This is a genomic window from Borrelia turcica IST7 (genome assembly GCF_003606285.1).
Classification (GTDB): Bacteria; Spirochaetota; Spirochaetia; order Borreliales; family Borreliaceae; genus Borrelia; species Borrelia turcica.
Window position 1 is genome coordinate 1 of sequence record NZ_CP028887.1, and the last position, 22,206, is coordinate 22,206.

Here is a 22,206-nt window from a genome sequence, read left to right on the forward strand (position 1 = left end):
TTGTAATTTGTTAATAGTATATAGCTGTTGTCTTAGTTTCCATTAAAAGTATCAAAGTTTCATACTAAAAGTAACAGAGTTGCCTTTAAAAGTACCAAAGTTGCTTTTGCTTTTTTTATTTTGCACATAGTTTCCTTTAAAAGTATCAAAGTTGTATAATTATTTATTATGTTTCTATTTCGTAAGTTTTTTAGAAAAAAGATTCCTATTTCTATCTCTTCTCCTCCTTTACTTATTAATCACAATGAATTCTCCTTCATTTCTACTCATTTAATAAATTCTTTTTCTAAGCATCATAAATTATTGGGTATCATTATGTCAACTGGTATTCCTTTAAATCACCTTAATAATAAATCTATTTTAGCTTTTCAAAAAGATAATCATTCTTTATTCTATAAAGTAGATAGTAATAGACTATTTAGAAAGTATACCCTTACTGATTCTTCCTCTATTGTTAAAGCTATTAGATTTTTAGCTCGCTCTCATGAATCTATTCATGCTCGGAAAATCAATAGAATTATTAAAAGAATATTTAATCTAAATCTTACTTCCAAAAATATTCAAGATATTTATTATCTTATCTTTAAAGATAAAATTGCTATTACTTTACTAGATAACACTTTTCCTTGTATGGATTCTTTTGTCTACAACACTAAATTAGATAATATCCTGCTCGTTAATGAGCCTTTACTTGATTTAAATAAAATTTTAGCCTATATAAACTCTTTTTCTCATCTAAAATTAAATAAATCTTCTCTTGCTCTCTTTAAAAATTCTACTTCTCATATAGAAAAGTCTATTGCTTTCTTAGTTGAAGACTTTTTCAACAACAATAAGTATCGCTATAAGAATTTACATCAACTTATTTCATTTATAAACTCAAATCTTAAACAAATGGGTATTGACTATAAGTCTACTTGCAAGTCACAAAAAAAAATATTCCTGCGTCTCTTTAAATCTTAAGCACTACTACTTACTCTATTCTTTTAAAAAGATAAAGAGACCCCTAAAGAATCTCTCTTGGTATCATCAAAAATAACAGTAAATAAAATAAAACTTCTATTTAGTTAGGTTTATATCTATATCTACATTATATCTCTTTTTCTCTAAAATAATGATTTTGCTTCTTTAAAAGACTCCTTAGGAATCTTTTATTTATGGTGTTTATTAATCAAATGAAGATTTCATTTGATTAATAAACATATGATAAATACAATTATATTTCTTTTTCTCTAGAATAATGACTTTTGCTTCTTTAAAAGACTCCCGCTTTAGGCAGAAAATTTAAAACATACAAATTTCCTGCCTAAAGCAAAGCCCCACCTATACAGGTATTCTAAACTTTCTATTCTCACTAGATGCTTCTGGATATCTAGTAAACACTTCCTTCATAAATTCATTAAAAACCCTAGCATCAAGTCCTATTCTATATGCCTTAACAATTCCACCAATCTTAACTGTTATTTTTGCTTTCAAACTTTCCCAACTACCTCCCTTATGCTGCCCTGCTATTACTCCTATAATCTCTTCCCCTCCATTTGGAGACAGCGCATTCAGTATTCCAAAAGGATACACATTATTACCTTCCCTTTCTGCTGATTTCTCTACTCGAGGGATTTCAAATGTTCCTCCCCTCTTATTAAAGTTAAGTTTTGGGTAGTCTGTTAACACAAATGATATTACCTCAACGCTATTACCACTATCTATGCTTTCAAACATTATTAAGGGCATAACATACTTACTACTTTCATTGTTATACTTAACTGGCGTTACTGAAATCGAATAACCAAGTCTTCCCTTCAATGTCTTTATTACCTTACCCTTCCAACTCCTAATTTCAACAGGCTTCGTCTTAATCCAATTAATATAACATGTTCTGCATTTGCTAAATAAAGAAACAGCCCAATGAGTTGCATCTAAACATCTCTCTGTCTTCCCCTCAACAACTTCAAAACTAACTCCCTCTTCCCTAGAGACTTTACTACTTGTCTTAACAGCAGCTACTACAACATCCTCTTCTTCTACAGAATCAACATCTTCCTTCCCTAAATTACATCCCATAATTATTATTAGTATTAATAAGGTTGGTCTTCTCATAAAATTACTCCTAAAAGGTAAATTAATAATATATATATCCCAAATTCTCTCTTTTTCTATATATATCTTGCTTGCTCTATAGAGAAAGTATTAACATAGTTATTCCTACAGAAATGCAGTATCTTTACTTTTAACTTAAATTTACCTTTTAGGAGTTTTTATGAAAAAATTTTCCCTTTTATTTTTGCTTGCCCTTGCAACTAGCCTAGCACTATTTGCTTCCTGTTCTCAAGACGTGGCAGATTTTGCTGATGAGATGGAGGAGGAGGAGATTGAATTAGCTGAGGCTGACGAGGACGATGAGGATGATGACGAGGAAGAAGGGGTTGAAGAGGTTGTTGAGGTAGCTGATTCTAGTGATACATCAAGTCAGACAGAAGTGCCTAAAGCTACTAGTTTGGGTGGAGCTGTTAAGGGTTTGGCATCTGCTGTCTTCGCTCCAGTCACATCCATACTTAGTGGTCTTAGTGGCTTTTTTAGTAGTAGTGATAACTCTTCTAAGAAGTGATTTAAGTAGTCTCTTCTCTTCTAGACTACTTAAAGTAAAGTGTTATTCTTAACTTCTGCACTATAATAATTAACACAATAGAAACTTAAGGGAGACACATCCTTCTAGTTTAATATATACTTTTCTAAATCGTTCTTAATACTACCATTATCTTTGTTAGTAATACCTTTTTCAAGGTCTTCCAACTTACCAATAATACCATAAGCCTCATCCTGAGCTCGCTTAGCATTATCTCTTAAATCTCCAGTAACGAGTAGGAATTTATGTAATCGGATTGGTTTTTGTGTCCTACGTAGCTCCGCATGTTGTAGAGCTTCTTCTTTAGTCATATAAAGTTCTTGTTGTAACTGTCTTTCTTGCTCTTCATATTGAGCTTTTATCTTCTTTTCATCATCACCTAAATTTAGCGTACAGCTAAGAAAAAGTGATAAAAATAAGTTAGTTAAAACAAATTTGTTATACTGCATAAGAATCTCCTGTTAAAACATGACCCTAAAAAGAGGTATATTAAAGATATTATTGTTGGCTCAACAAAACTTAGTAAGCTAATAGAATCACAAAAGAAATTGGGTTACAAAGAAGACGTACAGTTTGATTTTCAGTATGAAAACATAAATAAACTTAAGAACAATTTAGAGCTGTTGTGTGATATTGTCAGGGGTTACCTTGGTGGGAATCTCTCTAAGATTACTGTAGATGGTCTTCAAAAAGACGCAGTCACTAAAGCCATTGATGGTGTTGTGTTAATAAATAAGACATTAGCTCGTATTAAGATAATAGCAGAGTTAGTATTTCTATTATACTTAACGAATTAGAAAAAGAAGATACGGCATGTAATAGTCAAAAATATTCTAATCAAAAGCCTAGGGTTATGTCCTTAGGCTTTTTCTTTAAAACACAAGTTTAAAAGACTTATCTTTTGAAGTATTACTTGCATAAAAACTCAATAGACAACAAAAAAGGTTCACCGACATGAACCTAAAACGCTTAAGTAATTTCTAAATCAATAAGAGTAGGAAAGGCACACCCTCTACTCCTACTGATATTGTCAACATCATCTTCACCTTTAACAACCTCAATCCTTCTTTCCTTCTCCCATAACCTTAATCCTCTACAATTAAGATACTTACAATAAAAATATCTCTAAATGTAGAAACTATCTTGATTTTAGTTAAACTTTTTCACTAAATTTTAATTATTATGATTTAAAGTGTATATAATTAATTTTAAGAGGTTACTCTTAGTGACATACGCCGCCTAGGTTTTACTCGCTTGTTAACCTCCTAATATAAGTTGAATTTTTAATTTAGGGTATTTTATATACCCTAAATTACATCAAAATACTATTTAAAACAATATATAAACCTACGCTCTTTATTATTACACTAAAATTTAAAACACCCACCCTGTTCCTGTTTTTAAGAAAAACTAATATTGATATAATATTTAAATTAAGAGTATAACTCTTAATTTAATGTAATATGCTTCATCTTTGTTTTATATGTAAGGAGGGGACATATGAGTATCATACAAAAAGAAAACCTTTATTTATCTTTAGTGAGTAGGTAAGTATGATTAGATTAATTTATGGTGTTATTAAAGCTAATGGTCGTTTTATGGCTTACCTAGATAGAATTGACCCAGCAGGTGTCTTTAAGTCATTCATAGGATTCTTATTGTTTGGGATCCTTTATTTTACGTTTTGCTATCTCTATACATTGCCTCTTTATAGGCATGATAAGCTACTAGATGAGTTTTTCTCAGCAGCAAAGGTAAATTACGCTAGGAATTTGTATGAAGAGTATAAGGAATCAGGATTAAAATAGAATATTATTCTTGTAGAATTTGTTTACTATAACTTTAAAAGTTAATATAAAATAGATATGTTACATTAAATAAAAGAGAGTTTATTACTCTAATGCACAACTTCACATAAAAAAAAGTAGACAGGCCTTTAGGGTCTGTCTATCTTTTTTGAAAAAATATATATCACACTCTTTAATAAGAGCATTAATAAGAGAATTAAATTATATAATAATTATTTTTAAAAACATAATAATAAGCTCACTGTTACTTAATAACTAGTAACAACAAGCCTATTATCATGACAAATACTAATGTAACTAAACCATGGAGGTTTTTTTTTGAATTAAAAACCCAAAAAAAACTATTATTTCTAGTTACTTCCTTTAATATTAAACCAAATCTATCCAAATGCTCACACTCTCTTTGCACAAAAAGAGAATATTTTAAACAAATCCTGTGATTTTCTTTAAAATACACTATATTTATTATTAATTCATAATTATTTCATCTTATATTCTTTATCTCGATTGTGGGAATAAAGGATTATCCCCTATAAATATAAAAGTAATTACTTTTATACCTTACTAGTTTAAAACAAACAAAAAACCTAGGCTTTGGCTATACAAAGTTTAGGCTTTTTGTTTGCTCTAATGCACTTATTGAGTTAAAAAGTGCTCTTAAAAAGAACAAACACACCCTTGGGTGTGTTCTTAATTTAAAAATTTAAAAGAATTTTATTTATACTACAGAATAATTCAATTTAAATACAAAACAAGTAGTATTAAATAAACCGGCAAATTAAATTTAAGACTCCCTTCTATTAGCCTCTTGTTTATTCTTCTTATTAGGAATCTTTGGCTCTGGGGGTGTAGCATCCCTAGATGCAGCCTCACCCTCAGGCGGCACTACCTTCTTCCCCTTCCCCTTAGGTGTGCTGCCTACTAGGCTAGCATCACTGCCTAAAGAATTAGGTTGTGGGGCAGGTGACCCTGCTGCTACTCTTACCTGTTCTTGTCTAGGCTGATCTTGTATACTCCCAACAACTGGCTCCCCTACTTCTTGTGGTTGTGGGGGTACTTTTGCTTGTGGCTTTGGCGCATCCCTTTTAACTAACCTTGATAAGAATACTTGTTTGAAATCTTTGTAAAGAGTTTCTAGAATTTTATTAAATCTAAAACAAATCTTTGTCTCACATATATATTCCCTATCATCAACCTTGCGTATTATAATGTCTCCTGCTTCCTTATACTTCTTAGAAGCCCATTCACGCACATACTCATAAATGTAGTCATAATTCATATCTTGTGGTTTAAGCACCGGAAAGTTAGTAATATTAGCATCTCCTCTTTTATTTTGTATCTCATCACTCATATATGTATTCCAAAATATGTCTCGTCTTACAGTTGCTCTTCGTGCTAAATATTTAAGTGGAAATCTCATCTTGCTACCTCCGTATATTCCCTATTTGTGTTATTTTCTAAATAATTGTTTTCATACCGACATAAATTTTCTATCGCAAGTCCCTTAGTAGTCTTAAATCCTTCACTAGTAGTTAAGTTGATTGCAAGACCTACTCTGCCTTCATTACTCTCACTCTTAGTTGCTATTTTAGTGTCAATCTTCATGTCAGGTTCACTGTCTCCAATATTCTGCTTTCTATCAAGTATGTCTAGTAAGGAGTAGTAGTAGAAATTGTTGATAATACCTTTATAGCTTAGCCTGTCTCCAAGTTTATCAATAAATTTCTTAATTATTGGTGCAATTGTGCTTCTGCTTGTCTTTCTCGTTATTGTAAGCTGTGCTAGTAATATGCTAAATATATTATCCCTAAGCTCTCTTTTTTGCTCACGCACATTTGTGTCTCTGCCCTCTTCTTTGTCTTTTATCGTCTTTCTTTGCTTACTTACCTGTCTGCTGCTCTTAATAGGCATAACATTTTCTTTATATTTGTGAGGATACTTGTCTTTAAACCTTCCTTCCCAAATAACCTCATAATCACTAATAATTCCATCGACTCTTCTCATCATCATCCACACTTTTCCCTTATACCTGCTTAAGAATTGTTCCATAAAGTGATCTGTAATATGCTCTATTTTGTAATCTCTTGTGTATTCACAAAGAGCAGTTTCAAGATTACACAATGCATTCTCATATGTATCCTTGTTATTGCTATTCTCCCTTAATTTCATCATGTATGAATTTTCTATGCTGTACTGGCTAGCTAACCTCTCCTCTACTCCATTCTTTTGTCCCGTCTTTTCTTTCTGTCTTTCTTTAGTAAGCATTTCTCTAGAATTCTTTTTATATTTATAGTTATTTTTAGGTTTAAAAAGATGCGGGTCCTTCTCATCCGACTTTATATCTTTACACTTAATTATCTCTGCTTCATCACGCTTTCTCTTCTCTTTATTCTCTTCTACTTCCTTTAGTATCGCTCTTGTCTTCTCTTTATCAAACTCTACATTTGCTATACGCTTGTCAAGGTCTCCAATAATTATTTTGTCTGCTAGCTCTTCTTTAAGTAGTTTTATGACTTCATCATGTATGATATCTCTGTATTTGTCTGCTAGCTCCATGTTTTGAATATAAAAGGATAGACTTCCCCTACCAACACCAAATCTTACAGTTTCTGTCTTAAGCAGTTCTATCTTATTCATAAGCTTAATGTCTCTTTGTATTGTTCTGCTGCATACAGGCTTTTCGTTGTCTCTTTTAAGTAAGTCATTAGACATGGCAAGAATATCTTTTGCAGAATATTGCATATTATCAGATTTATATTCCCTATTCTTTGCATTTATTGACCAGTATATTTTACGCATCCTTGAAATGCGTAAAAGCTTCTTTCCTATCATTGATTTAACTTGATACATTGTAATTTCGCTGCAACTTTTCCTGCTTTTATTCTCATTTTCTCTAACTAGTTCATTGAGTATTCGTATTTTTTCTACTTTTTGTGGGTTTTGGTAGGTCTTTTTATTGTATTTTCCATCTTTTTTTGATATCATGAAAACATCCTATATTAATCAGGACGGTTAAATTTTGGTTGTGTCCTGATTTTGCCAGTCTTAATAGCTGTAAACTAATTAAGACTTTTTTTATTTATTATATACAAAAAGTTCCAGTCTGACTAGATGCTAGATTAGACTGTCTTTTTTTATATATAGTCTTGCTACTAAGTCTTATGAGTCCTTTTGTCATTTCTTGGGTTTTTTCTATATTTATGTTATATATTTTCATGGTTTATCATACTACATTAATTGTGTGATTTTGTCATTAATTAAATATTATTCAATAAAGAATATAATTAGATTTTAATAGAAAGAAAAAGACTTGTTACTAATGATAACCAGCAAGTCTAAATATTCTATAGAGTGTTTTATTTTGTCTGTTTAAATCTTGGAGTCTTCTAGTTTATATTAGATATTTTTCCTATATTATTTTCATAAGGATATTATTTAGTTTTTTTAACTTTTTTTTCTTTGTCATTCTCATTAGTCTTATTACCCTCATCTGCTGGTATGTGACTTCTCTTAAGTTCATCTATCTCCTTTTTCATAACAGAAAAGAAATCGATAGACTCTTCTCCTATTCTTTTAATTTCATCCTTTAAGGTATCTTTTCTTTTCCTAGACTCTTCCATTTTTTCTGCTTTTCTAGACATCTTTTGTCTCCTCTGTTAAGGCATTAATAAATGGAATAATCTTTACTCTTTCAAATTTGCTATGTAATTTTGTAGATAAAAAAGAAATCACATCTTCTGGAATATAGCGTTTTCCTTCATACATGGAATAAGCATTTAAACTATTTGCTTTTGTATTTAGATGCTGAACGTGGTTTTAACACTGTAATCTCTTTGTAGTATTTCTACTACTTCTATAATTTAATATTTTCAATTTTTTCATTCTTTTTATTATATTTGTTATAATTCTTATATTAATCTTAATTTTGTAACTATGTTTAATGGAATTAATAGTTTCTCAAAGAAAAAAGGGGAGGAGGTTTTATCTTTGTTCTTCCTATTGTTCTAGCAGAAGTGAGGTTGTTTATTTGTCATAAGAAGACTTTTGGAGGTATGTATTGAGTGGTTCAAAGTGCACTTGGTGTTATTTGAAAAGGATACGGTGAAACTATTTCTTGTGCATCAGGACTTATAATATATGTTCTTAAGGACTTTTATATTGGAATATAAGAAATAAAGTTTTTTAGAGAAAGGAGATAGCATATAGCCTAAGATAGTAGATTTTTCTTTTTAAAATCAGCCGTTATTAATCTTTTACCTTCATCTTCACCAACAAACAAAGGAGAAAAAAGATGAGAACACAGAAACATAATGATAAGGAAATAAAAAAATGACAACAGAAGAAATAACACAACTATTAAAAAAATCTGTAATCAGGCATTTAGACTTATTAGCATGTCAAACTATATGGTTCTATTTTTAAGAATGGATTTAAAGGAATGTGACTTATTCCTCAAATTTTTTTTCATATAAGCTAAAAATGAAATGATTAATATTTCTCTAACAAACAACAGCATATAAAAAACAATTATTGATTTTGATAACAGAAAAAGTGAATACTTTTCTTACAACATAATCTCAAAACCTATAATAATTAATCTTAACGGCGGTATCTTGTCAAGCATTTACCACAAAGCTATCATAGAACCTTTAATTCTAACAAGTTACTTACTTTACATTTTACAGCCCTACCTTTGTTTTTTATGAAACTTCAATCACGAATCTTTATTCTAATTTTAATGTCATATTGAGCAAGCAAGCAAAATTGTGAATATTTAATGTAGAGTTTCTCTTCAACTTAAATGAAGACAATCCTGCCGTCATCAAGGTGGGTGATATTATAAAAATCTACTGTAAACAATTTGATACGAAGGGGTATGGATTACAGATTTATATTTATTATGTCAGGTTATCTATGAGTACCAATGGAGACAGGCAACAAAAATGGGGATTTACTGCTGATTACACCCTATATCTTGTTTCTAAAAGTAACTTTTACAATAGAGAATTTACAAAAAAATAAAGACAATAAAGAAGAGATAATATATCTTAATCTCCAAGGAAAAACAGTATCAGAAGCTATCAAGGAAGTATTTGGCAATAAGGCAATCCTTAACATGGAAAACATAGACAAAAATAAAGAAATACAAGAGACATGAATTGTAAATCATCCAAGGAATTAATATAAAAATTAAAAACAAAATATGTATAACACGTATACACAGACATAGGAACACTTGAGAGTGAAGTTGATGTCAATTTCATGCTCAGCAATCACAAAAACAAAGAGGAAAGAAAATATAAATCATTAGAAGATTACGGATTAATGTTTATTCTACAACATGAGCAAGGCTTTTCTTTCCCAATAAACTAAAGGTAGGAGATTATGTAAGCTTTAAAGGCAAAGTAAATAAAAAAGTAACAGGGCACATAGAACAGTTAAGTTCAAATTTGAGCAATGTAGGGGATTGCACAATGAATATAAAATCTATGACGATAAGACCAGGGGACCTTCTCAAGAAACTCAAGTAACCCAAAACTCAGAAACTAAACAAGGGAATAAAAATAAGCTAAGGGTAGTAACTAAAAAGCCACCCATTAAATCCCCACCAATCAAAAAACCAGTCAATAAAGGAATTACAAGTAATAAGAGAATTCACAATCAAGAACTAGAAATAAGCTAACCGGAAAATCTCTTATATTAGAAGAGGCAAAAAATTATATTAATCAAACTATTTTTATATGCAGAATAGGAATAATTAAGAAATTTGAATATGAGAGCCAAGAAGGAAATGTCTTAAGCCCAGAATTTGCAGGGCTTGAGATTAAAACTTTCAGTATCTCTAACATTAGACTTGACCTTAGGGAAGGACGAGGAGTGATATTATTACAGAGTAATTATAATATTTTCAACGAATATGACGACAATAATTTTGATAAAGGGTAATTCTATATTCTAAATGCCGTTAAAGTCGAAAAATCAATAATAGATATCTAAGATTTTGGCATTAAAAGCAAGGAATATAAAGTAGAAAATGAAAAATTCAAACTTAAAATAAAAGAATTTGAAATAGAAAATAATAAACTAAATATCGACAGTACAGACTTTAAACTTAAAAGCACAAATATAGCAATAGATGGAAATAAGATTGTAATCAAATTATCCACACTAGTTTGAAATTAATATCAATGGAAACACATTAGAAACATCATTAATGATATCTATGACACAATGGCAAGTTTAAAGGTAACAGGAGGAGACACAACCCGAGGCAGTAGTAAGTCCTTATTACAACACCACAATTACAACAAAAAAAACTAGGCTAAGTTCATATTTGAAATAATTAAATCAGTCACTTTTTTAACAAAAATTTATAAATTTGTTAAAATTATTATATGGACATAAAAATTGATAATCAATTTGATTGTATTTTCAGTGGCGATTTTACACTAGTTGACTCAATAGAGGAACAAAAGCAAAAACTTTTCAGTATTTATCAAAATAAGACCTGTGCTTGTATCGCTACTAGATTTCGATAAGATACAAGACGCTCATAGGGAATATGCACAAGCTAATATTAAGAACAGAATCTCTCTTCATAATTATAATTACTTAAAGCGAACATATCTTTTCCAAAAAACTAAATATAAAAGCTTATCAACAAATAATATGAGTTTTTTCTTAAGACAAATCATACAAAAGGTTACTAGAAAAAAACATATTGGTAAGTGTTCTCATATATTTAGGCATTATCGTATTTTTTTAATGAAAAATAGTAATGTTCCCTCATACGACATTAAGGAAGAGTTTCATTTTTCCAATATTAGTATGGTTGATAGATACGGTAAGCCATTAATTGATAAGAAAAAGGATTACGAATTTATGATTAATGAGAAACCTTCTTTTGCTAAATAATTAATTTTAAACACAAAAATTGTACAATTAACATAAAAAGGAGAATATTAATATGCACACCAATAAAGAACAAACAGATAAATTTAATAATATTTTAAATCAAGACACACAATACCAAAACAAAAAAAGCAAAGCACAACCTTCTCTTCTAAGTAGTAGTGAACACAACACGAGTCAAGAGACAAGAAAAAGGCGTCTTAGAACCAAAAAAGATTACGAGATAAAACATTTCTACGATTAATGCTATACCTTTATTTTTAAGGAAGGGTTACATATGAAATTTTTAATTAATTTATTTATTTGTTTGCTTTTTATTGGTTGTGTTCCTCTTGATTCTAATACAGAAGATAGCAAAGATAATAAAGAAGAGGTTAAAGAGAAGACACAAGATAATAAATCTTCTTCAGAAGTAAAGCAACAAGTTGTGGTCAGCAATCCATTGTCTACAGATGATAAAGGGGTATTAGATTACTTAAAAACTCAGTTGTTAGCTTCAATTAATAGTAAGGGTGTTGTAGATGAGAAGAAAGGTCAATACATAAGTAAACTTAACGGCTTCTTTAAATGGCTAAATGAGAATCCAGATAAGGGTAGAGAACTTGCTAAGGTTGGTAAGGATTTACAAGACCTCATTAAATCTAAGAGCAATGGCACATTAGAAAACTTAGAAAATGTAAAACGCAAAAGTAATGATAGTCAAAATCTAAAGGAACAGGTAAAACAGGTTTTTGATATGGCATACAATACTTTTGGTGATATATATGAAACTAATGAAAAGGCTTTAGAAGACCTTAAAAATACACTTAGTGATAATAATAATCATTTGGACGGGATAAAGATTTTTGTACCAAAAAGGTAACCAACAAAAACAATAAAGATAGAGGGTGATACTCTCTATCTTCTCTATTAATAAGAAGATAAATGATGTATAATATACTTAAATCTTTAAGAGGTAGAGTCAAATGCAAGTAACACAAGAACAAGCAGACTACACAAGATATCACATAACAGAACAACAAGTATATGAAGAGCTTATAAGAATGGGTATGGACAAACCAATAGCTATACAATTTGCAAATAAGTATTTTTATAATGAGCTTACTCAGCGAGACCTTGAAAACTTAGAAAAAAACTTCAATGTTAGACTAAAAGCATTAGAAGATAGAATAATGGGCGTTGAAAATAGAATAAGTGAACTTAAGGATGATATTAAGAGCCTTGACACTAAGATAGACAATGTTAAAAATGAACTTAAGGATGATATTAAGAATGTTAAGAATGAACTTAGTGTTAAGATAGACAGTTTAGAAAAAAATAATAAATGGATATTTGGATTAACATTTACAATTTGGCTTACTACCTTAGGTGGATTTATAGCTCTTTTTTTAAAATAAACCAAACATACACAAAATTAACAATTTAAGACCAAAACCACAGATAAAGTCAAAACCCCGCTAAATTTTCCTCTTTATTTAAGAGAAAATACAGATTAATTATCATTTGGATGCAAAAGAAGTACACTTTTTGTTGAAAAAAATATTTTTTGTTAAAATTAAAATATGGATGAAAAAGCTAGTTACAACAGAGAAGGGCAAGGAAGCATAGAGCGTGCACGACAGAATGCAAGCAGACTTTATGAATACTCTATATTTTTTAGAAATTATATTGAAAGCACACCAGAGGATGCACTAAAGAATGGGATTGCACTTAACTTCTTAGACGAAGGGGGGCAGGTAGACAGTAAGGCAAGGATACTTTTACTTAAGAATTTAAAGGTTAGGCTTAAAGAGGCGTTGCGTCAGGCTATGATAAGTCATAGGTTTTACGGGTTTGGATACATTTTAATCCAAACTAATGGAATTGACGACGACCTTAAGAGGGGTGTTAATAAGGACACACCTACGGGATTTGTATTCCTTGAGCCTAGAAAAATAGTAGATAATAATCCCAAACTAGACAAACCTTACATTGAATATGTTAGGAATGTCTACGAAGAGAGTGGTGATAGGAGAAGCAGGGATAGCAATATTCAGATACATAAGAGCAGACTCATTATGTATGAGAATTACGATATAATTTTGGATAAATTTGTTCCCGTCTACTCACAAGGACTAATCACAGGATTTGAGCTTTTTGAAGATATTTACAGACAAATAAGCAAGCGAATAGGCAACTTTAATTTCCTTCACTATAAGGATGAAACGCTAGTTGACCTTATGAATACAATAGAAGAGATACGAGTAGAGGCAACTAAGCTTAGACAAGGTAATAAGGAAAACCACTTTTTAAACTTTTTAACTTCAGCTAGCAATAATAGGCTTATAAATAACAGGATTCACTCATTAGAACATACAAGTGAGGCTTTAGAGAGAGAGTTGGGTAGACTCAAGAATAAGTTACACAATGAAGGGATATTCTACACATCAAATGAGAATGCTAGCTTAGAGATAGTAAAGTATGACCTTGCATTTTTAAAGGATGCATTTGAACTAGTTAAAGCAAAAATTGGTGCGGATACTAAGGAACCATTAACCCGTAGCTTTAATGAACAAGTTAAGGGGTTAGGTAGTGACGGGAAGGGTGATAGGACTAATTACTATGATTATTTAAAGGGGGTACAAGAGGCGGTAGAGATTGCTGTTAATAACAAGCTTAACACACACTACAATCTTGATATGAAGTTTAATGATATTGAGGTATTAAACACAGAAGAGCGTATAGCACAAGGGACATTACTTTATGGTGTTTTCATTAATGTTGATGAGTACTTAAAGGTAGCACATGTGGTTAGAACAGTGTGTCAAGGGCATTTTGTTTGTGCTAGTGGAAGCATTAAAGCAGGTGATAAGCTTACCTTTTCAGATAAGGGGATATTAGAAAAGGCTGTAAACAATCGTCATACTTATACTCATGTACTGCAGTAAAGGATTCATTTGAATTTAGTGATAAGAAGGGTATTTATGGTGTAGAAATTGATTTTAATGGATTTGTTGCACCAAAAGTAAACTAAATCTAAAAATAAAAACAAGGAGAATATTTAAATGTCATATTTAGATGATAATTACTATGCGAGAAGAGTTGCAGAAGTACTAGAAGAGGGTTTTATTGATGAACCAGAGTTTTATAAATGGTTTACACTTAACCAGGTAGTTAATACAGACATAACATCGGGGCATTTCCAGACAACTAAATGTACTATAAAAAGATAAAAACGATGCTGGAGAGTGTATTTTAGTAAAAGTCCGAATTCGGACTTTTAAATGTATTAACAACTCTTTAATGTACTTGGTAAGTCACGGATTGTCTTTGAAAAGACAATAAAATTATTTGAAATTACGAGAGAAGTAATGTATGATATGATCTTATCATCACAAGGATTTGTTACACAAACAAATGGGTGTAGATTCGCTTTAAGGCAAGCTTTAACTTCCTTAATGTCTTTAAAGAGTAGGATATCAAGTGAGTTAAACCCATCTTTATCACAATAGTTCTTAACTGCTTTAGTTAACAAATCCCACTCATTCTTAGCTGTTTGTTGCTTGCTTGTATCACTTGAAATACTTGATAAGTTAAGTTTAAAATCAAATTTATTGAAAATAAAAAATAACGAAAAGTCGAAATGAGATACTCATTAGTAATTCTATCTAAGAGTAGCGCTATTAAGTTGTAGTTTAACTCAAATAACAAAGCAGTAAGGCAAAGTAGAGTTTATTTATATACGTATAATGTATAAAATATTTGACTAATAAAGGGTTTAAAGACATACTGTCATTTAGAACATTCATCATAATTTATTATGCTTACTTGATACATCTTAGAGGCGGGCTTTAACTTCAGATAAAGTCTGTCTCTTTAATTTTGCTTTAATTAGATATAGAATATAAGAATAAATAAACTTTGAACTAGTAAGGAGAGGATATAAAAGTGACAAGAATTTTATTTTTATTTTCTATGCTTATCTTTGCATGTACTGCTGTTAAAGAGCAGAGTAGGCAAGTTAAGATTGGAATTATTGCAGACGGTAGTTTTGCTGATAAGGGATTCAATGAGAGTGCCCTAGATGCACTTAATGAGATAAGAGAAGACTATGGAGTAGAGATTATAAGTAGGGAATCTAGCCTAGATTCTTTCTTGGGTGATATTGAAGAGCTTAATGGCATGGGAGTGGATTTAATGTGGCTAGTTGGCCAGCCATTTGCTGATGTTGCTGAAACTGTTGCTAGTGAAAACACGGCTATTAAGTATGCAGTAATTGATGCTGTATATGATAGTAGTATATTGCTACCTAGTAACTTAACATCAATGACATTTAGAACAGAAGAGTCAGCCTTCTTAGTGGGTTATATTGCAGCACGGAAGAGTAGGATAGACAGGATTGGTTTTATTGGTGGCATGGATGTCCCTGTAATAAATACATTTAGGTTTGGGTATGAGGCCGGAGCACTTTATGCAAAGAGTGATATTTATGTTGAAGTTGATTATGTTGGTGATTTTAATGATAAGGGTTTGGGAAAGATTGCTGCTGAGAAAATGTATAGTAATGGAGCTGATGTTATATTTACAGCAGCGGGGCTCACAGGGCTTGGTGTTATTGATGTGGCAGAAAAACTTGGCGATGGGCATTATGTTATTGGAGTTGACCAGGACCAGTCACAACTTGCTCCTAATAGCATAATAACATCTGCTGTTAAAGATGTAAGGCGAGCTGTTTTAAGCTTTACTGCTAATTATTTAACTACAAAGCATTTTGATGGTGGTGGTAGGACTAATAGCTATGGGCTTCGTGAAGGATTTGTTGGACATATTCGAAACCCTAAGATGATTCCTGATGAGATGGAAGCAGAGATTGAGGAGATTTCACAAAAAATCATAAATGGTAAGATTGTGGTTCCAAAAGATTATAAGAGTTTTTCTAAGTTTATTGAGTTAAGGGATGAAGTTAAAGAATAAAGGATAGAGGATTTAAGGAAATCTTTAAATTAAGAGGAATAGTAATGATTAGACTATTAATTTTGATTATATGTATGCTTTACGCGTCCTGTACTGGTTCTAGTGAGAGAGGGATTGGTAAGGTTTCAATTATAACAGAGGGTCATTTTGATGATAGGGGGTTTAATGAGAGTGCTTTATCGGGGCTACGAGGAGTAGAGACAAACTTTAAGATAGAGGTTGTAAGTAAGGAATCTACTGCTGCCTATTACCAAGCTGATGTTGAGAGTTTGAAAGATAATGGGTCAAGTTTGATTTGGCTTATGGGATTCCAGATGAGTGAACTTGCTATGCCAGTTGCTCTGTCAAACGAAGATGTCAATTATGCAGTAATTGATGCTATTTATGACAAGGATGTATTAATGCCCCCTAACCTAGCAGCAATAACATTTAGGACAGAAGAGTGTGCCTTCTTAGTAGGCTATATTGCAGCCCGTAAGACTAAGACAGGTAAGATTGGATTTGTGGGTGGCATTAAGGGAGATATAGTAGATTCATTTAGGTTTGGGTATGAGGCCGGAGCACTTTATGCAAAGCGTGATATTAAGGTTGTAAGTGAATATGCAGGGAGTTTTTCTGATGTTGCTATTGGTGCTACTATGGCAAGGAACATGTATTCTGGTGGAGCAGATATTATATTTGCAGCAGCGGGGCTCTCAGGGGTTGGTGTTATTGAGGCAGCAAAGGAATTAGGTGATGGTTATTATGTTATTGGAGTTGACCAGGACCAATCATATCTTGCACCTAACAACATAATCACATCTGCTGTTAAAGACATAAGGCGTGCTGTTATGTCATTTACTTCTGCTTACCTAAGGACAGGTGAGTTTAAGGGTGGTGGTGTTACAAGTTATGGGCTTCGTGAGGGTTTTGTTGGCCATATTAGAAACCCTAAAATGATTCCCTCTGCTCTTGAGTATGAACTTAATATTATTAAAGAGAAAATAATAGGTGGTGATATTAAAGTACCTGCTCATGAGGAGAGTTATGTTAATTTTGCAATATCGTTTTTGTAAAGCTTAAGGCTAGTAAATGGTTAGGGGGATTAAAGTAATTTAGTGAGTTTTTAATCCTAGTGGATTAGGTTCTGGCTTTGGGAGGGGGTGTTTGTATGCTTTACTTAAACATACTTGCATTTATAAGTTTAGTGTTGCCTATTGTAACATTAATTTGTTCTATTGATTTCTATTATAATAGCGTTAACAATATTGAGAGAATAAGTATGTTAGCTGAAGATAAGGCAGCGGCAGTCCTAGACCTTGCTATTCATGAAAAGCGCCTTATTAGACGAGAAGAGATATATGGGAGACATAAGGGTGGTGTTTCTGATCTTGAATCTCTAGGCATTATCCAGTATAGAATACACATAAGACGAATACGAGTTCCAATTTTTATTGAATCCTTAAGAATAGCAATAGAGAAGATATATAAGGCTTTTTGGATGCTAGTTAATATAGGGTATGGCAGTCCTGCAGTAGGGGAAGTGCGGCTTAAGCTAAGCTTAGCATTAAGTATCATATTGTTTGTGTGTGACATATTAGACACTATAAATAATTTAGATATTGATTCTGCTGCTAGGAGTGCATACATTAAAGAGAAGATAAATGAATTTGTAAATACAACACTAGGCGTAGATTTTCTTATTAAGGAAAACTTTATTGATGATATGAATAGGTTTGATATTGAAGCATTTATATATAATTTTGTCTCTGTTATTGCCTCTATTTTTATGTTTATCTACAACAGATTAACAAATAGAGATGCAATTGAGGCAAATATTTCAGAGACAGAAGTAGCACTTGTCTTGCTGACTAATGCAGCAGCATACCTAGCAATGGGTGCTGGTCAAATTGAAGATATACTCAATACTACAATAAAACTTAATAAAAAAAGACCTGTTGCAAAGTAGTGTATTCTCTTTAAATAAATCTTGTGATTTAGAAGTGGGGTTAGGAGTCTATTAAGATTTAAGACTAATTATGAGCAGAAGAGAATAGGAGTAGTGTTAGTGAAGACAGAGATAATAGCATATGATGAGATTGAGTTGGCAGCGAGGTTTATAAGAGAAGGACAGCTAGTTGTTTTTCCTACAGAGACAGTATATGGTGTTGGAGTTAATGCTTACAATAATAATGCTATTCGTATGCTTTATGCAGTCAAAAAGCGTTCAATAACACATCCATTCATAGTGCATGTGGCCTCAATAGAGCAAATTAAGGAGTTGGTAGAGTATATCCCCAGAAGTGCCCAACGCTTATTAGAAGAGCCTAGTCTAGAAGGCTCTATAACATTTGTGTTAAAGGCTGCAAGTGGGGGTAGAATATCAAGACTTGCATCTGGTGGCTTGATAGCGTTGCAGTAAGAATACCAAAGGATCCTGTGGCCTTAAGACTCATTAGTATGAGTGGAATTCTAATCCTAGCCTCATCAGCTAACTTGGCAAGACGTCCTAGTGCTACGAATTTATCTAGTGCAGCAAAACAACTTAATGGACTAGTTAAGGGAATAATTAAGCATGGAGAGAGTAAAAGAATTGGTATTGAGGCTACTGTTGTAGGCTTTGACTTTATTGGAAATGTGTTAATACTGCGTGCAGGGGCAGCTACAAGGGAGGCTATGCAAGATGCTCTAGGGAGAGGGTATAGGGTAGATTATGTTGTTGAGGATGCAGATACTACTTCTACTTACTTAATAGAGCCTTATAATCTTGGCATACCTGTTTATCTTTTTAGGAGACAGGATAATATTAGAAGATGTGTAGCAGACAGGGGAACACGAATACTTATTACAAGAGATACCCTAAATTCATATTGGTTTAACAGGTTTTGAGATAGAAGAAACATTGCTATTTATGAGACTCTTGAAGAATATGCAGCAAACCTTTATGAGGAGTTCCTAGACTGTAGAAAGAGATATAAGCAAATACTAGCTGAATTTACTACTGCTGCAAATGGACTTGGTTATGTAATTAATAACAGGCTTATTAAGGCTAGTCAGGGTAAATTCATTGTTACTAAATAAAGCCTTTAAAAGGCACAAGTCTAGTAAACCAAAAATTTTGATATAATACTACCTACACTAGTGAGAGGATTTATATGCATAGAATATTTGGATTAATATTTGTGGCAATTATTATTACCCTTTGTGTTGTTGTAACAGGTGTTTTAATGATTAAGCTTTTTAACCTAATTTTTGGTAAAGCAGGCTCAATACTACCTAAATTGGATAAGGAATACAAAAGAGATAATAGAATTGTTAAGATGGAGGAAGCATTTGATGATTATGTTAAAAAACAGAATGAAGAGAAGATGCGAGAGCGTGAGATTGATGAGTCGTTAATGAAAAAGAGGTCAGAAAGGGCAGCAAAGCTAGCTCAGATTAAACAACAGGAGGGGAGCAAGAGTCAAGTAAAACCAAGAGGCGCTATAAGAAGGGACAGATATTAATATAGAGGTTTTATTATGGGTAAAAGAGTACTTAAGACTTTTATCATTAAGAGAATGAGTTTAGCAAGCCTTTAAATACAAGGTCACGCGCTCTTAGACCTTTTTATCCCGATAATAGTGATTTTAATGTTGTCTTTTATCTTAATGGATGTATAAAATATTTACTAAATAACTATGAAAATCTTAAAAGACAACAGATTATTGATATTGAGGATGATGATAGTTTTATTGTAGAGAACGGGTTTGATATAGATACTTTCCTAGATAATATGTTATTTTAACTGGGTTATTGGATTGACTTATTTGTTGGATTATATTGCTAGTAGATTATGAATAAAGGAGCTGTTCTTTGAAAAATAAACCTATAAATCAAGATGCTAGCTTTTCTAGACTAGATACTTCCCTATTTGATTTTGTTTATGATGTTGATATATTTACTGATATTGATTTATATGATGAGTATATAGGAGATTTGTTTGATGGTGAGGAAGTACAGGTTAGTGGTGCTTTTGTTAATGATTTAAGCATTTATTCCCCAAACATACTCTTGAGGAGTAGGATTTGTTTTTTACAAGACAAAACAGTTAGCTTAGTAAATATTTTGAACATTATTTAAAATGCATTATCCTTAATTATGCTAAAATTATTAATTTTAATAATATTCATTTAGTTTCTTGTCCATCGTTTGATGGACAGGTTATAAGATAAACTCTATTTTTTAAGCTAAGCTGATTTTGTGTTATAATACTTTGCGTGACAATACAGAGTCAGCTTAGCTTAATTTAAAGCTTACAAACAACCTTTAATTCCTTAACCTATTAAAGGTTGCCTTAAAATAATAACTATAATCTCTACTCTTTTAAAGAATTTATTTACCCTTTTTGCTCTTTAAATTTTCAAATTCATTTAAAAATTCTTGTAGTAATTCTTGTTTGTTTGAAAATATGCTGTCTAGGAGATATGCTGCAAATTTAGCATGTTTCTTGTAAAAGTTATAACTCTCTTCATTTTTAAGTTGAAACCTTAATGGTTTTAGTGGGTTTTGTTTTGACTCTTCTATACCTTGTTTTTTGTTTTTTACCATTTCTATTGATTTATTAATGCCATGTTCAATAATATACTTCTCTTCAATAAAACCCTCTTTCACAGCATCTGCTAATCTTAAATAAAGATATACTTGACTTTTTGCAAGTCTATAATCTTTGATGAAGCTTTCAAAGTTTTTGTATCCATCTATTTTATAATATTCGTTATCTTTAATTTCTTTTAAGATTAGTATGTTATCTAATTTATAATAAATTTCTTTTTTAAGATTTTGTTTCAATCTTTTTTTTAATTCAAGATAGTGAGAGTGAGCTGTCTTTTCATGCTCCAGATTTAAAAGATGTGGACTATCGTCTTTATTGATTATTCTATTATTTAGAACAATGTCTTTCATTTTTGCTCCTTTGACTTTTTCATTTTAGTGCGTTAAACGCACTAAAATATTTGATTTAAAAATTTAGTTAGTATACTTCCATATTCTTTTATGTAATCTTTAGTTAAATCAAATATATCATTTTTTGCAATTCTTTTATTTAAATCTTCTCTTTCATGTATAAATCCTAAAAATCTTTTTTGTGATTGAAAATATTCTAGTAATTGTTTATGTGTATTATGATTCTTAAATCTTGTTATAAGCAAGAAGACAGGAACATTGTTTATTTTTAGTTGTTTGATCCAAAAATATAAAAGTTCTAAGCTTTCAGCTGCCCATTTTTCAGCTACCATGGGCACTATTATATAATGAGTACTAATTAAAGTAGCAGATAATGTATAATCCAAGCTTGGGTTAGTATCGATTATAATATATTCATATTCATCTTCTAAGAGAAATAAAGACTCTTTTAATCTAAACTCTTTTAAAGGGATAGACTCTGTGTTAAATTTGTGTAAATCAATATAACTTGGTATAAAATCTAAATTTGTGTCAAGGTTTACAATTGATTCATTAATGTCTATTTTTTCACTTAATACTTGATATATGTTTGTATCTTTTATATTTATATTTTTTTCTTGCAGTTTTTGATAAAAGTAACTAGTAGTTGATGCTTGTGTATCCATGTCAATTAAGAGTACTTTATATTTTTTTGCTAAAAGGGTTGCAAATATTAGTGAACTGGTGCTCTTACCAACGCCACCCTTGATATTGGCAATAGAAATTACTTTATGTTTTTTGATTTCCATTAGTTATTAAGCCTCCATATGATAGTTTTTGTCACAAATGTGTATATTTGTCTTAAATAATCATATTAGATAATGTAATTATAGTATTTTTTTATTTTATTATAATAAAACATTTTATTTTGTACAAAAATATTTGATTATAATAAAATAAAAAAGACACAAATTTGATAAAAATATTTTTAATAATAAGTAGTAAGTA

28 protein-coding genes and 3 pseudogenes are annotated in these 22,206 nt (G+C 31.1%); 22 read left to right on the forward strand and 9 right to left on the reverse strand.

From position 1 onward, the window contains the following. Positions 1-315 precede the first annotated feature (315 nt). Positions 316-963 carry a hypothetical protein gene (locus DB313_RS05390; RefSeq protein ID WP_152031117.1) on the forward strand — a complete coding sequence of 216 codons (648 nt, stop codon included), beginning with the start codon at positions 316-318 and terminating at the stop codon, positions 961-963. Between the two features lie 360 nt (positions 964-1,323). Here the strand turns inward: DB313_RS05390 and DB313_RS05395 are convergent, their stop codons facing one another. Beyond that, a complete protein-coding gene (locus DB313_RS05395; RefSeq protein WP_120104856.1) occupies positions 1,324-2,097 on the reverse strand; it encodes a BB0158 famile outer surface lipoprotein in 774 nt (257 codons plus the stop codon). 160 nt (positions 2,098-2,257) lie between these two features. On the opposite strand from DB313_RS05395, the gene DB313_RS05400 reads away from it, so the two are divergent. Continuing rightward, positions 2,258-2,605, forward strand: a complete 348-nt coding sequence (locus DB313_RS05400; RefSeq protein ID WP_120104857.1) for a hypothetical protein — start codon at positions 2,258-2,260, stop codon at positions 2,603-2,605. 104 nt (positions 2,606-2,709) lie between these two features. Here DB313_RS05400 and DB313_RS05405 read toward each other — a convergent pair whose 3' ends face one another. Beyond that, complete coding sequence (locus DB313_RS05405; protein ID WP_120104858.1) at positions 2,710-3,072, reverse strand: hypothetical protein; 363 nt, start codon at positions 3,070-3,072, stop codon at positions 2,710-2,712. Positions 3,073-3,171: 99 nt separating this feature from the next. On the opposite strand from DB313_RS05405, the gene DB313_RS05410 reads away from it, so the two are divergent. Then, positions 3,172-3,420 (forward strand): hypothetical protein, encoded by a 249-nt coding sequence (locus tag DB313_RS05410; RefSeq protein WP_120104859.1) that lies wholly within the window; start codon positions 3,172-3,174, stop codon positions 3,418-3,420. A 756-nt stretch (positions 3,421-4,176) separates the two neighbouring features. Further along, positions 4,177-4,431 (forward strand): hypothetical protein, encoded by a 255-nt coding sequence (locus tag DB313_RS05415; RefSeq protein ID WP_120104860.1) that lies wholly within the window; start codon positions 4,177-4,179, stop codon positions 4,429-4,431. A 784-nt stretch (positions 4,432-5,215) separates the two neighbouring features. Here the strand turns inward: DB313_RS05415 and DB313_RS06525 are convergent. The 4 genes from DB313_RS06525 to DB313_RS05430 form a co-directional block, all read right to left on the reverse strand. After that, entirely contained in the window at positions 5,216-5,851 is a 636-nt protein-coding gene (locus tag DB313_RS06525; RefSeq protein ID WP_193927155.1) for a hypothetical protein, read from the reverse strand. Next, positions 5,848-7,416: a plasmid maintenance protein gene (locus DB313_RS05425; RefSeq protein WP_120104861.1), complete on the reverse strand. Its 1,569-nt coding sequence runs from the start codon at positions 7,414-7,416 to the stop codon at positions 5,848-5,850. Before DB313_RS05425 ends, DB313_RS06525 begins: the two co-directional genes overlap by 4 nt. Before the next feature lie 97 nt (positions 7,417-7,513). Further along, a complete protein-coding gene (locus tag DB313_RS06575; protein WP_274542545.1) occupies positions 7,514-7,648 on the reverse strand; it encodes a hypothetical protein in 135 nt (44 codons plus the stop codon). A gap of 214 nt (positions 7,649-7,862) precedes the next feature. Continuing rightward, positions 7,863-8,072: a hypothetical protein gene (locus DB313_RS05430; RefSeq protein WP_120104862.1), complete on the reverse strand. Its 210-nt coding sequence runs from the start codon at positions 8,070-8,072 to the stop codon at positions 7,863-7,865. 714 nt (positions 8,073-8,786) lie between these two features. Here DB313_RS05430 and DB313_RS06615 point away from each other — a divergent pair. The 12 genes and pseudogenes from DB313_RS06615 to DB313_RS06470 all read left to right on the forward strand — a co-directional run bounded on the left by DB313_RS06615 (position 8,787) and on the right by DB313_RS06470 (position 14,555). Beyond that, a pseudogene (locus DB313_RS06615) lies at positions 8,787-9,137 on the forward strand (DUF792 family protein). A gap of 64 nt (positions 9,138-9,201) precedes the next feature. After that, positions 9,202-9,453, forward strand: coding sequence for a DUF693 family protein (locus DB313_RS06620; RefSeq protein WP_120104863.1), 252 nt, complete (start codon positions 9,202-9,204; stop codon positions 9,451-9,453). Continuing rightward, on the forward strand, positions 9,356-9,589 hold the full coding sequence (locus DB313_RS05440; RefSeq protein WP_120104864.1) for a DUF693 family protein: 234 nt from the start codon (positions 9,356-9,358) through the stop codon (positions 9,587-9,589). The genes DB313_RS06620 and DB313_RS05440 overlap by 98 nt, the downstream gene beginning before the upstream one ends. Positions 9,590-9,693: 104 nt before the next feature. Then, positions 9,694-9,962: pseudogene (locus DB313_RS06625) on the forward strand (DUF693 family protein). After that, on the forward strand, positions 9,899-10,114 hold the full coding sequence (locus DB313_RS06385) for a hypothetical protein (protein WP_152031118.1): 216 nt from the start codon (positions 9,899-9,901) through the stop codon (positions 10,112-10,114). Before DB313_RS06625 ends, DB313_RS06385 begins: the two are co-directional and overlap by 64 nt. Positions 10,115-10,152: 38 nt before the next feature. After that, positions 10,153-10,377, forward strand: a complete 225-nt coding sequence (locus tag DB313_RS05455; protein ID WP_238614543.1) for a DUF777 family protein — start codon at positions 10,153-10,155, stop codon at positions 10,375-10,377. A gap of 564 nt (positions 10,378-10,941) precedes the next feature. Continuing rightward, complete coding sequence (locus DB313_RS05460; protein WP_161555029.1) at positions 10,942-11,346, forward strand: phage integrase family protein; 405 nt, start codon at positions 10,942-10,944, stop codon at positions 11,344-11,346. Between the two features lie 52 nt (positions 11,347-11,398). After that, the gene (locus DB313_RS05465) at positions 11,399-11,587 is read left to right on the forward strand and encodes a hypothetical protein (protein WP_120104868.1); all 189 of its coding nucleotides are present in this window, start codon (positions 11,399-11,401) and stop codon (positions 11,585-11,587) included. A gap of 33 nt (positions 11,588-11,620) precedes the next feature. Then, entirely contained in the window at positions 11,621-12,205 is a 585-nt protein-coding gene (locus tag DB313_RS05470; protein ID WP_120104869.1) for a hypothetical protein, read from the forward strand. Between the two features lie 103 nt (positions 12,206-12,308). Beyond that, the gene (gene bdr, locus DB313_RS05475; RefSeq protein WP_120104870.1) at positions 12,309-12,740 is read left to right on the forward strand and encodes a Bdr family repetitive protein; all 432 of its coding nucleotides are present in this window, start codon (positions 12,309-12,311) and stop codon (positions 12,738-12,740) included. Between the two features lie 165 nt (positions 12,741-12,905). After that, a complete protein-coding gene (locus DB313_RS05480) occupies positions 12,906-14,270 on the forward strand; it encodes an anti-CBASS protein Acb1 family protein (RefSeq protein ID WP_120104871.1) in 1,365 nt (454 codons plus the stop codon). Between the two features lie 117 nt (positions 14,271-14,387). After that, positions 14,388-14,555, forward strand: coding sequence for a hypothetical protein (locus tag DB313_RS06470; RefSeq protein WP_161555030.1), 168 nt, complete (start codon positions 14,388-14,390; stop codon positions 14,553-14,555). 56 nt (positions 14,556-14,611) lie between these two features. On the opposite strand, the gene DB313_RS05485 is transcribed toward DB313_RS06470, so the two are convergent. Beyond that, on the reverse strand, positions 14,612-14,944 hold the full coding sequence (locus DB313_RS05485) for a DUF787 family protein (protein WP_120104872.1): 333 nt from the start codon (positions 14,942-14,944) through the stop codon (positions 14,612-14,614). Positions 14,945-15,270: 326 nt separating this feature from the next. Here DB313_RS05485 and DB313_RS05490 point away from each other — a divergent pair, with 326 nt between their 5' ends. From DB313_RS05490 to DB313_RS05515, 6 genes and pseudogenes are all read left to right on the forward strand, one after another. Next, positions 15,271-16,296, forward strand: a complete 1,026-nt coding sequence (locus tag DB313_RS05490; protein WP_238614542.1) for a BMP family ABC transporter substrate-binding protein — start codon at positions 15,271-15,273, stop codon at positions 16,294-16,296. Between the two features lie 44 nt (positions 16,297-16,340). After that, a complete protein-coding gene (locus tag DB313_RS05495; RefSeq protein ID WP_120104873.1) occupies positions 16,341-17,351 on the forward strand; it encodes a BMP family ABC transporter substrate-binding protein in 1,011 nt (336 codons plus the stop codon). Positions 17,352-17,446: 95 nt separating this feature from the next. After that, entirely contained in the window at positions 17,447-18,244 is a 798-nt protein-coding gene (locus tag DB313_RS05500; RefSeq protein WP_120104874.1) for a hypothetical protein, read from the forward strand. A 99-nt stretch (positions 18,245-18,343) separates the two neighbouring features. After that, a pseudogene (locus DB313_RS05505) lies at positions 18,344-19,356 on the forward strand (L-threonylcarbamoyladenylate synthase). 74 nt (positions 19,357-19,430) lie between these two features. Next, entirely contained in the window at positions 19,431-19,781 is a 351-nt protein-coding gene (locus DB313_RS05510; RefSeq protein WP_120104875.1) for a hypothetical protein, read from the forward strand. Positions 19,782-20,130: 349 nt separating this feature from the next. Then, positions 20,131-20,397 (forward strand): hypothetical protein, encoded by a 267-nt coding sequence (locus DB313_RS05515; protein WP_120104876.1) that lies wholly within the window; start codon positions 20,131-20,133, stop codon positions 20,395-20,397. 252 nt (positions 20,398-20,649) lie between these two features. Here the strand turns inward: DB313_RS05515 and DB313_RS05520 are convergent, their stop codons facing one another. After that, positions 20,650-21,219 (reverse strand): chromosome replication/partitioning protein, encoded by a 570-nt coding sequence (locus DB313_RS05520; RefSeq protein ID WP_120104877.1) that lies wholly within the window; start codon positions 21,217-21,219, stop codon positions 20,650-20,652. Positions 21,220-21,260: 41 nt separating this feature from the next. Further along, on the reverse strand, positions 21,261-22,007 hold the full coding sequence (locus DB313_RS05525; RefSeq protein WP_120104878.1) for a ParA family protein: 747 nt from the start codon (positions 22,005-22,007) through the stop codon (positions 21,261-21,263). Positions 22,008-22,206 lie beyond the last annotated feature (199 nt).

What these genes read in the sequence shown, in the direction of transcription:
- DB313_RS05430 (WP_120104862.1), bottom strand. Translation starts at nt 8,072, where the DNA reads ATGTCTAGAAAAGCAGAAAAAATGGAAGAGTCTAGGAAAAGAAAAGAT.
- DB313_RS06525 (WP_193927155.1), bottom strand. Translation starts at nt 5,851, where the DNA reads ATGAGATTTCCACTTAAATATTTAGCACGAAGAGCAACTGTAAGACGA.
- DB313_RS05395 (WP_120104856.1), bottom strand. Translation starts at nt 2,097, where the DNA reads ATGAGAAGACCAACCTTATTAATACTAATAATAATTATGGGATGTAAT.
- DB313_RS05510 (WP_120104875.1), top strand. Translation starts at nt 19,431, where the DNA reads ATGCATAGAATATTTGGATTAATATTTGTGGCAATTATTATTACCCTT.
- DB313_RS05465 (WP_120104868.1), top strand. Translation starts at nt 11,399, where the DNA reads ATGCACACCAATAAAGAACAAACAGATAAATTTAATAATATTTTAAAT.
- DB313_RS05500 (WP_120104874.1), top strand. Translation starts at nt 17,447, where the DNA reads ATGCTTTACTTAAACATACTTGCATTTATAAGTTTAGTGTTGCCTATT.
- DB313_RS05390 (WP_152031117.1), top strand. Translation starts at nt 316, where the DNA reads ATGTCAACTGGTATTCCTTTAAATCACCTTAATAATAAATCTATTTTA.
- DB313_RS06470 (WP_161555030.1), top strand. Translation starts at nt 14,388, where the DNA reads ATGTCATATTTAGATGATAATTACTATGCGAGAAGAGTTGCAGAAGTA.
- DB313_RS05425 (WP_120104861.1), bottom strand. Translation starts at nt 7,416, where the DNA reads ATGATATCAAAAAAAGATGGAAAATACAATAAAAAGACCTACCAAAAC.
- DB313_RS05405 (WP_120104858.1), bottom strand. Translation starts at nt 3,072, where the DNA reads ATGCAGTATAACAAATTTGTTTTAACTAACTTATTTTTATCACTTTTT.
- DB313_RS05495 (WP_120104873.1), top strand. Translation starts at nt 16,341, where the DNA reads ATGATTAGACTATTAATTTTGATTATATGTATGCTTTACGCGTCCTGT.
- DB313_RS05520 (WP_120104877.1), bottom strand. Translation starts at nt 21,219, where the DNA reads ATGAAAGACATTGTTCTAAATAATAGAATAATCAATAAAGACGATAGT.
- DB313_RS05440 (WP_120104864.1), top strand. Translation starts at nt 9,356, where the DNA reads ATGGAGACAGGCAACAAAAATGGGGATTTACTGCTGATTACACCCTAT.
- bdr (WP_120104870.1), top strand. Translation starts at nt 12,309, where the DNA reads ATGCAAGTAACACAAGAACAAGCAGACTACACAAGATATCACATAACA.
- DB313_RS05470 (WP_120104869.1), top strand. Translation starts at nt 11,621, where the DNA reads ATGAAATTTTTAATTAATTTATTTATTTGTTTGCTTTTTATTGGTTGT.
- DB313_RS06575 (WP_274542545.1), bottom strand. Translation starts at nt 7,648, where the DNA reads ATGAAAATATATAACATAAATATAGAAAAAACCCAAGAAATGACAAAA.
- DB313_RS05525 (WP_120104878.1), bottom strand. Translation starts at nt 22,007, where the DNA reads ATGGAAATCAAAAAACATAAAGTAATTTCTATTGCCAATATCAAGGGT.
- DB313_RS05480 (WP_120104871.1), top strand. Translation starts at nt 12,906, where the DNA reads ATGGATGAAAAAGCTAGTTACAACAGAGAAGGGCAAGGAAGCATAGAG.
- DB313_RS05400 (WP_120104857.1), top strand. Translation starts at nt 2,258, where the DNA reads ATGAAAAAATTTTCCCTTTTATTTTTGCTTGCCCTTGCAACTAGCCTA.
- DB313_RS05415 (WP_120104860.1), top strand. Translation starts at nt 4,177, where the DNA reads ATGATTAGATTAATTTATGGTGTTATTAAAGCTAATGGTCGTTTTATG.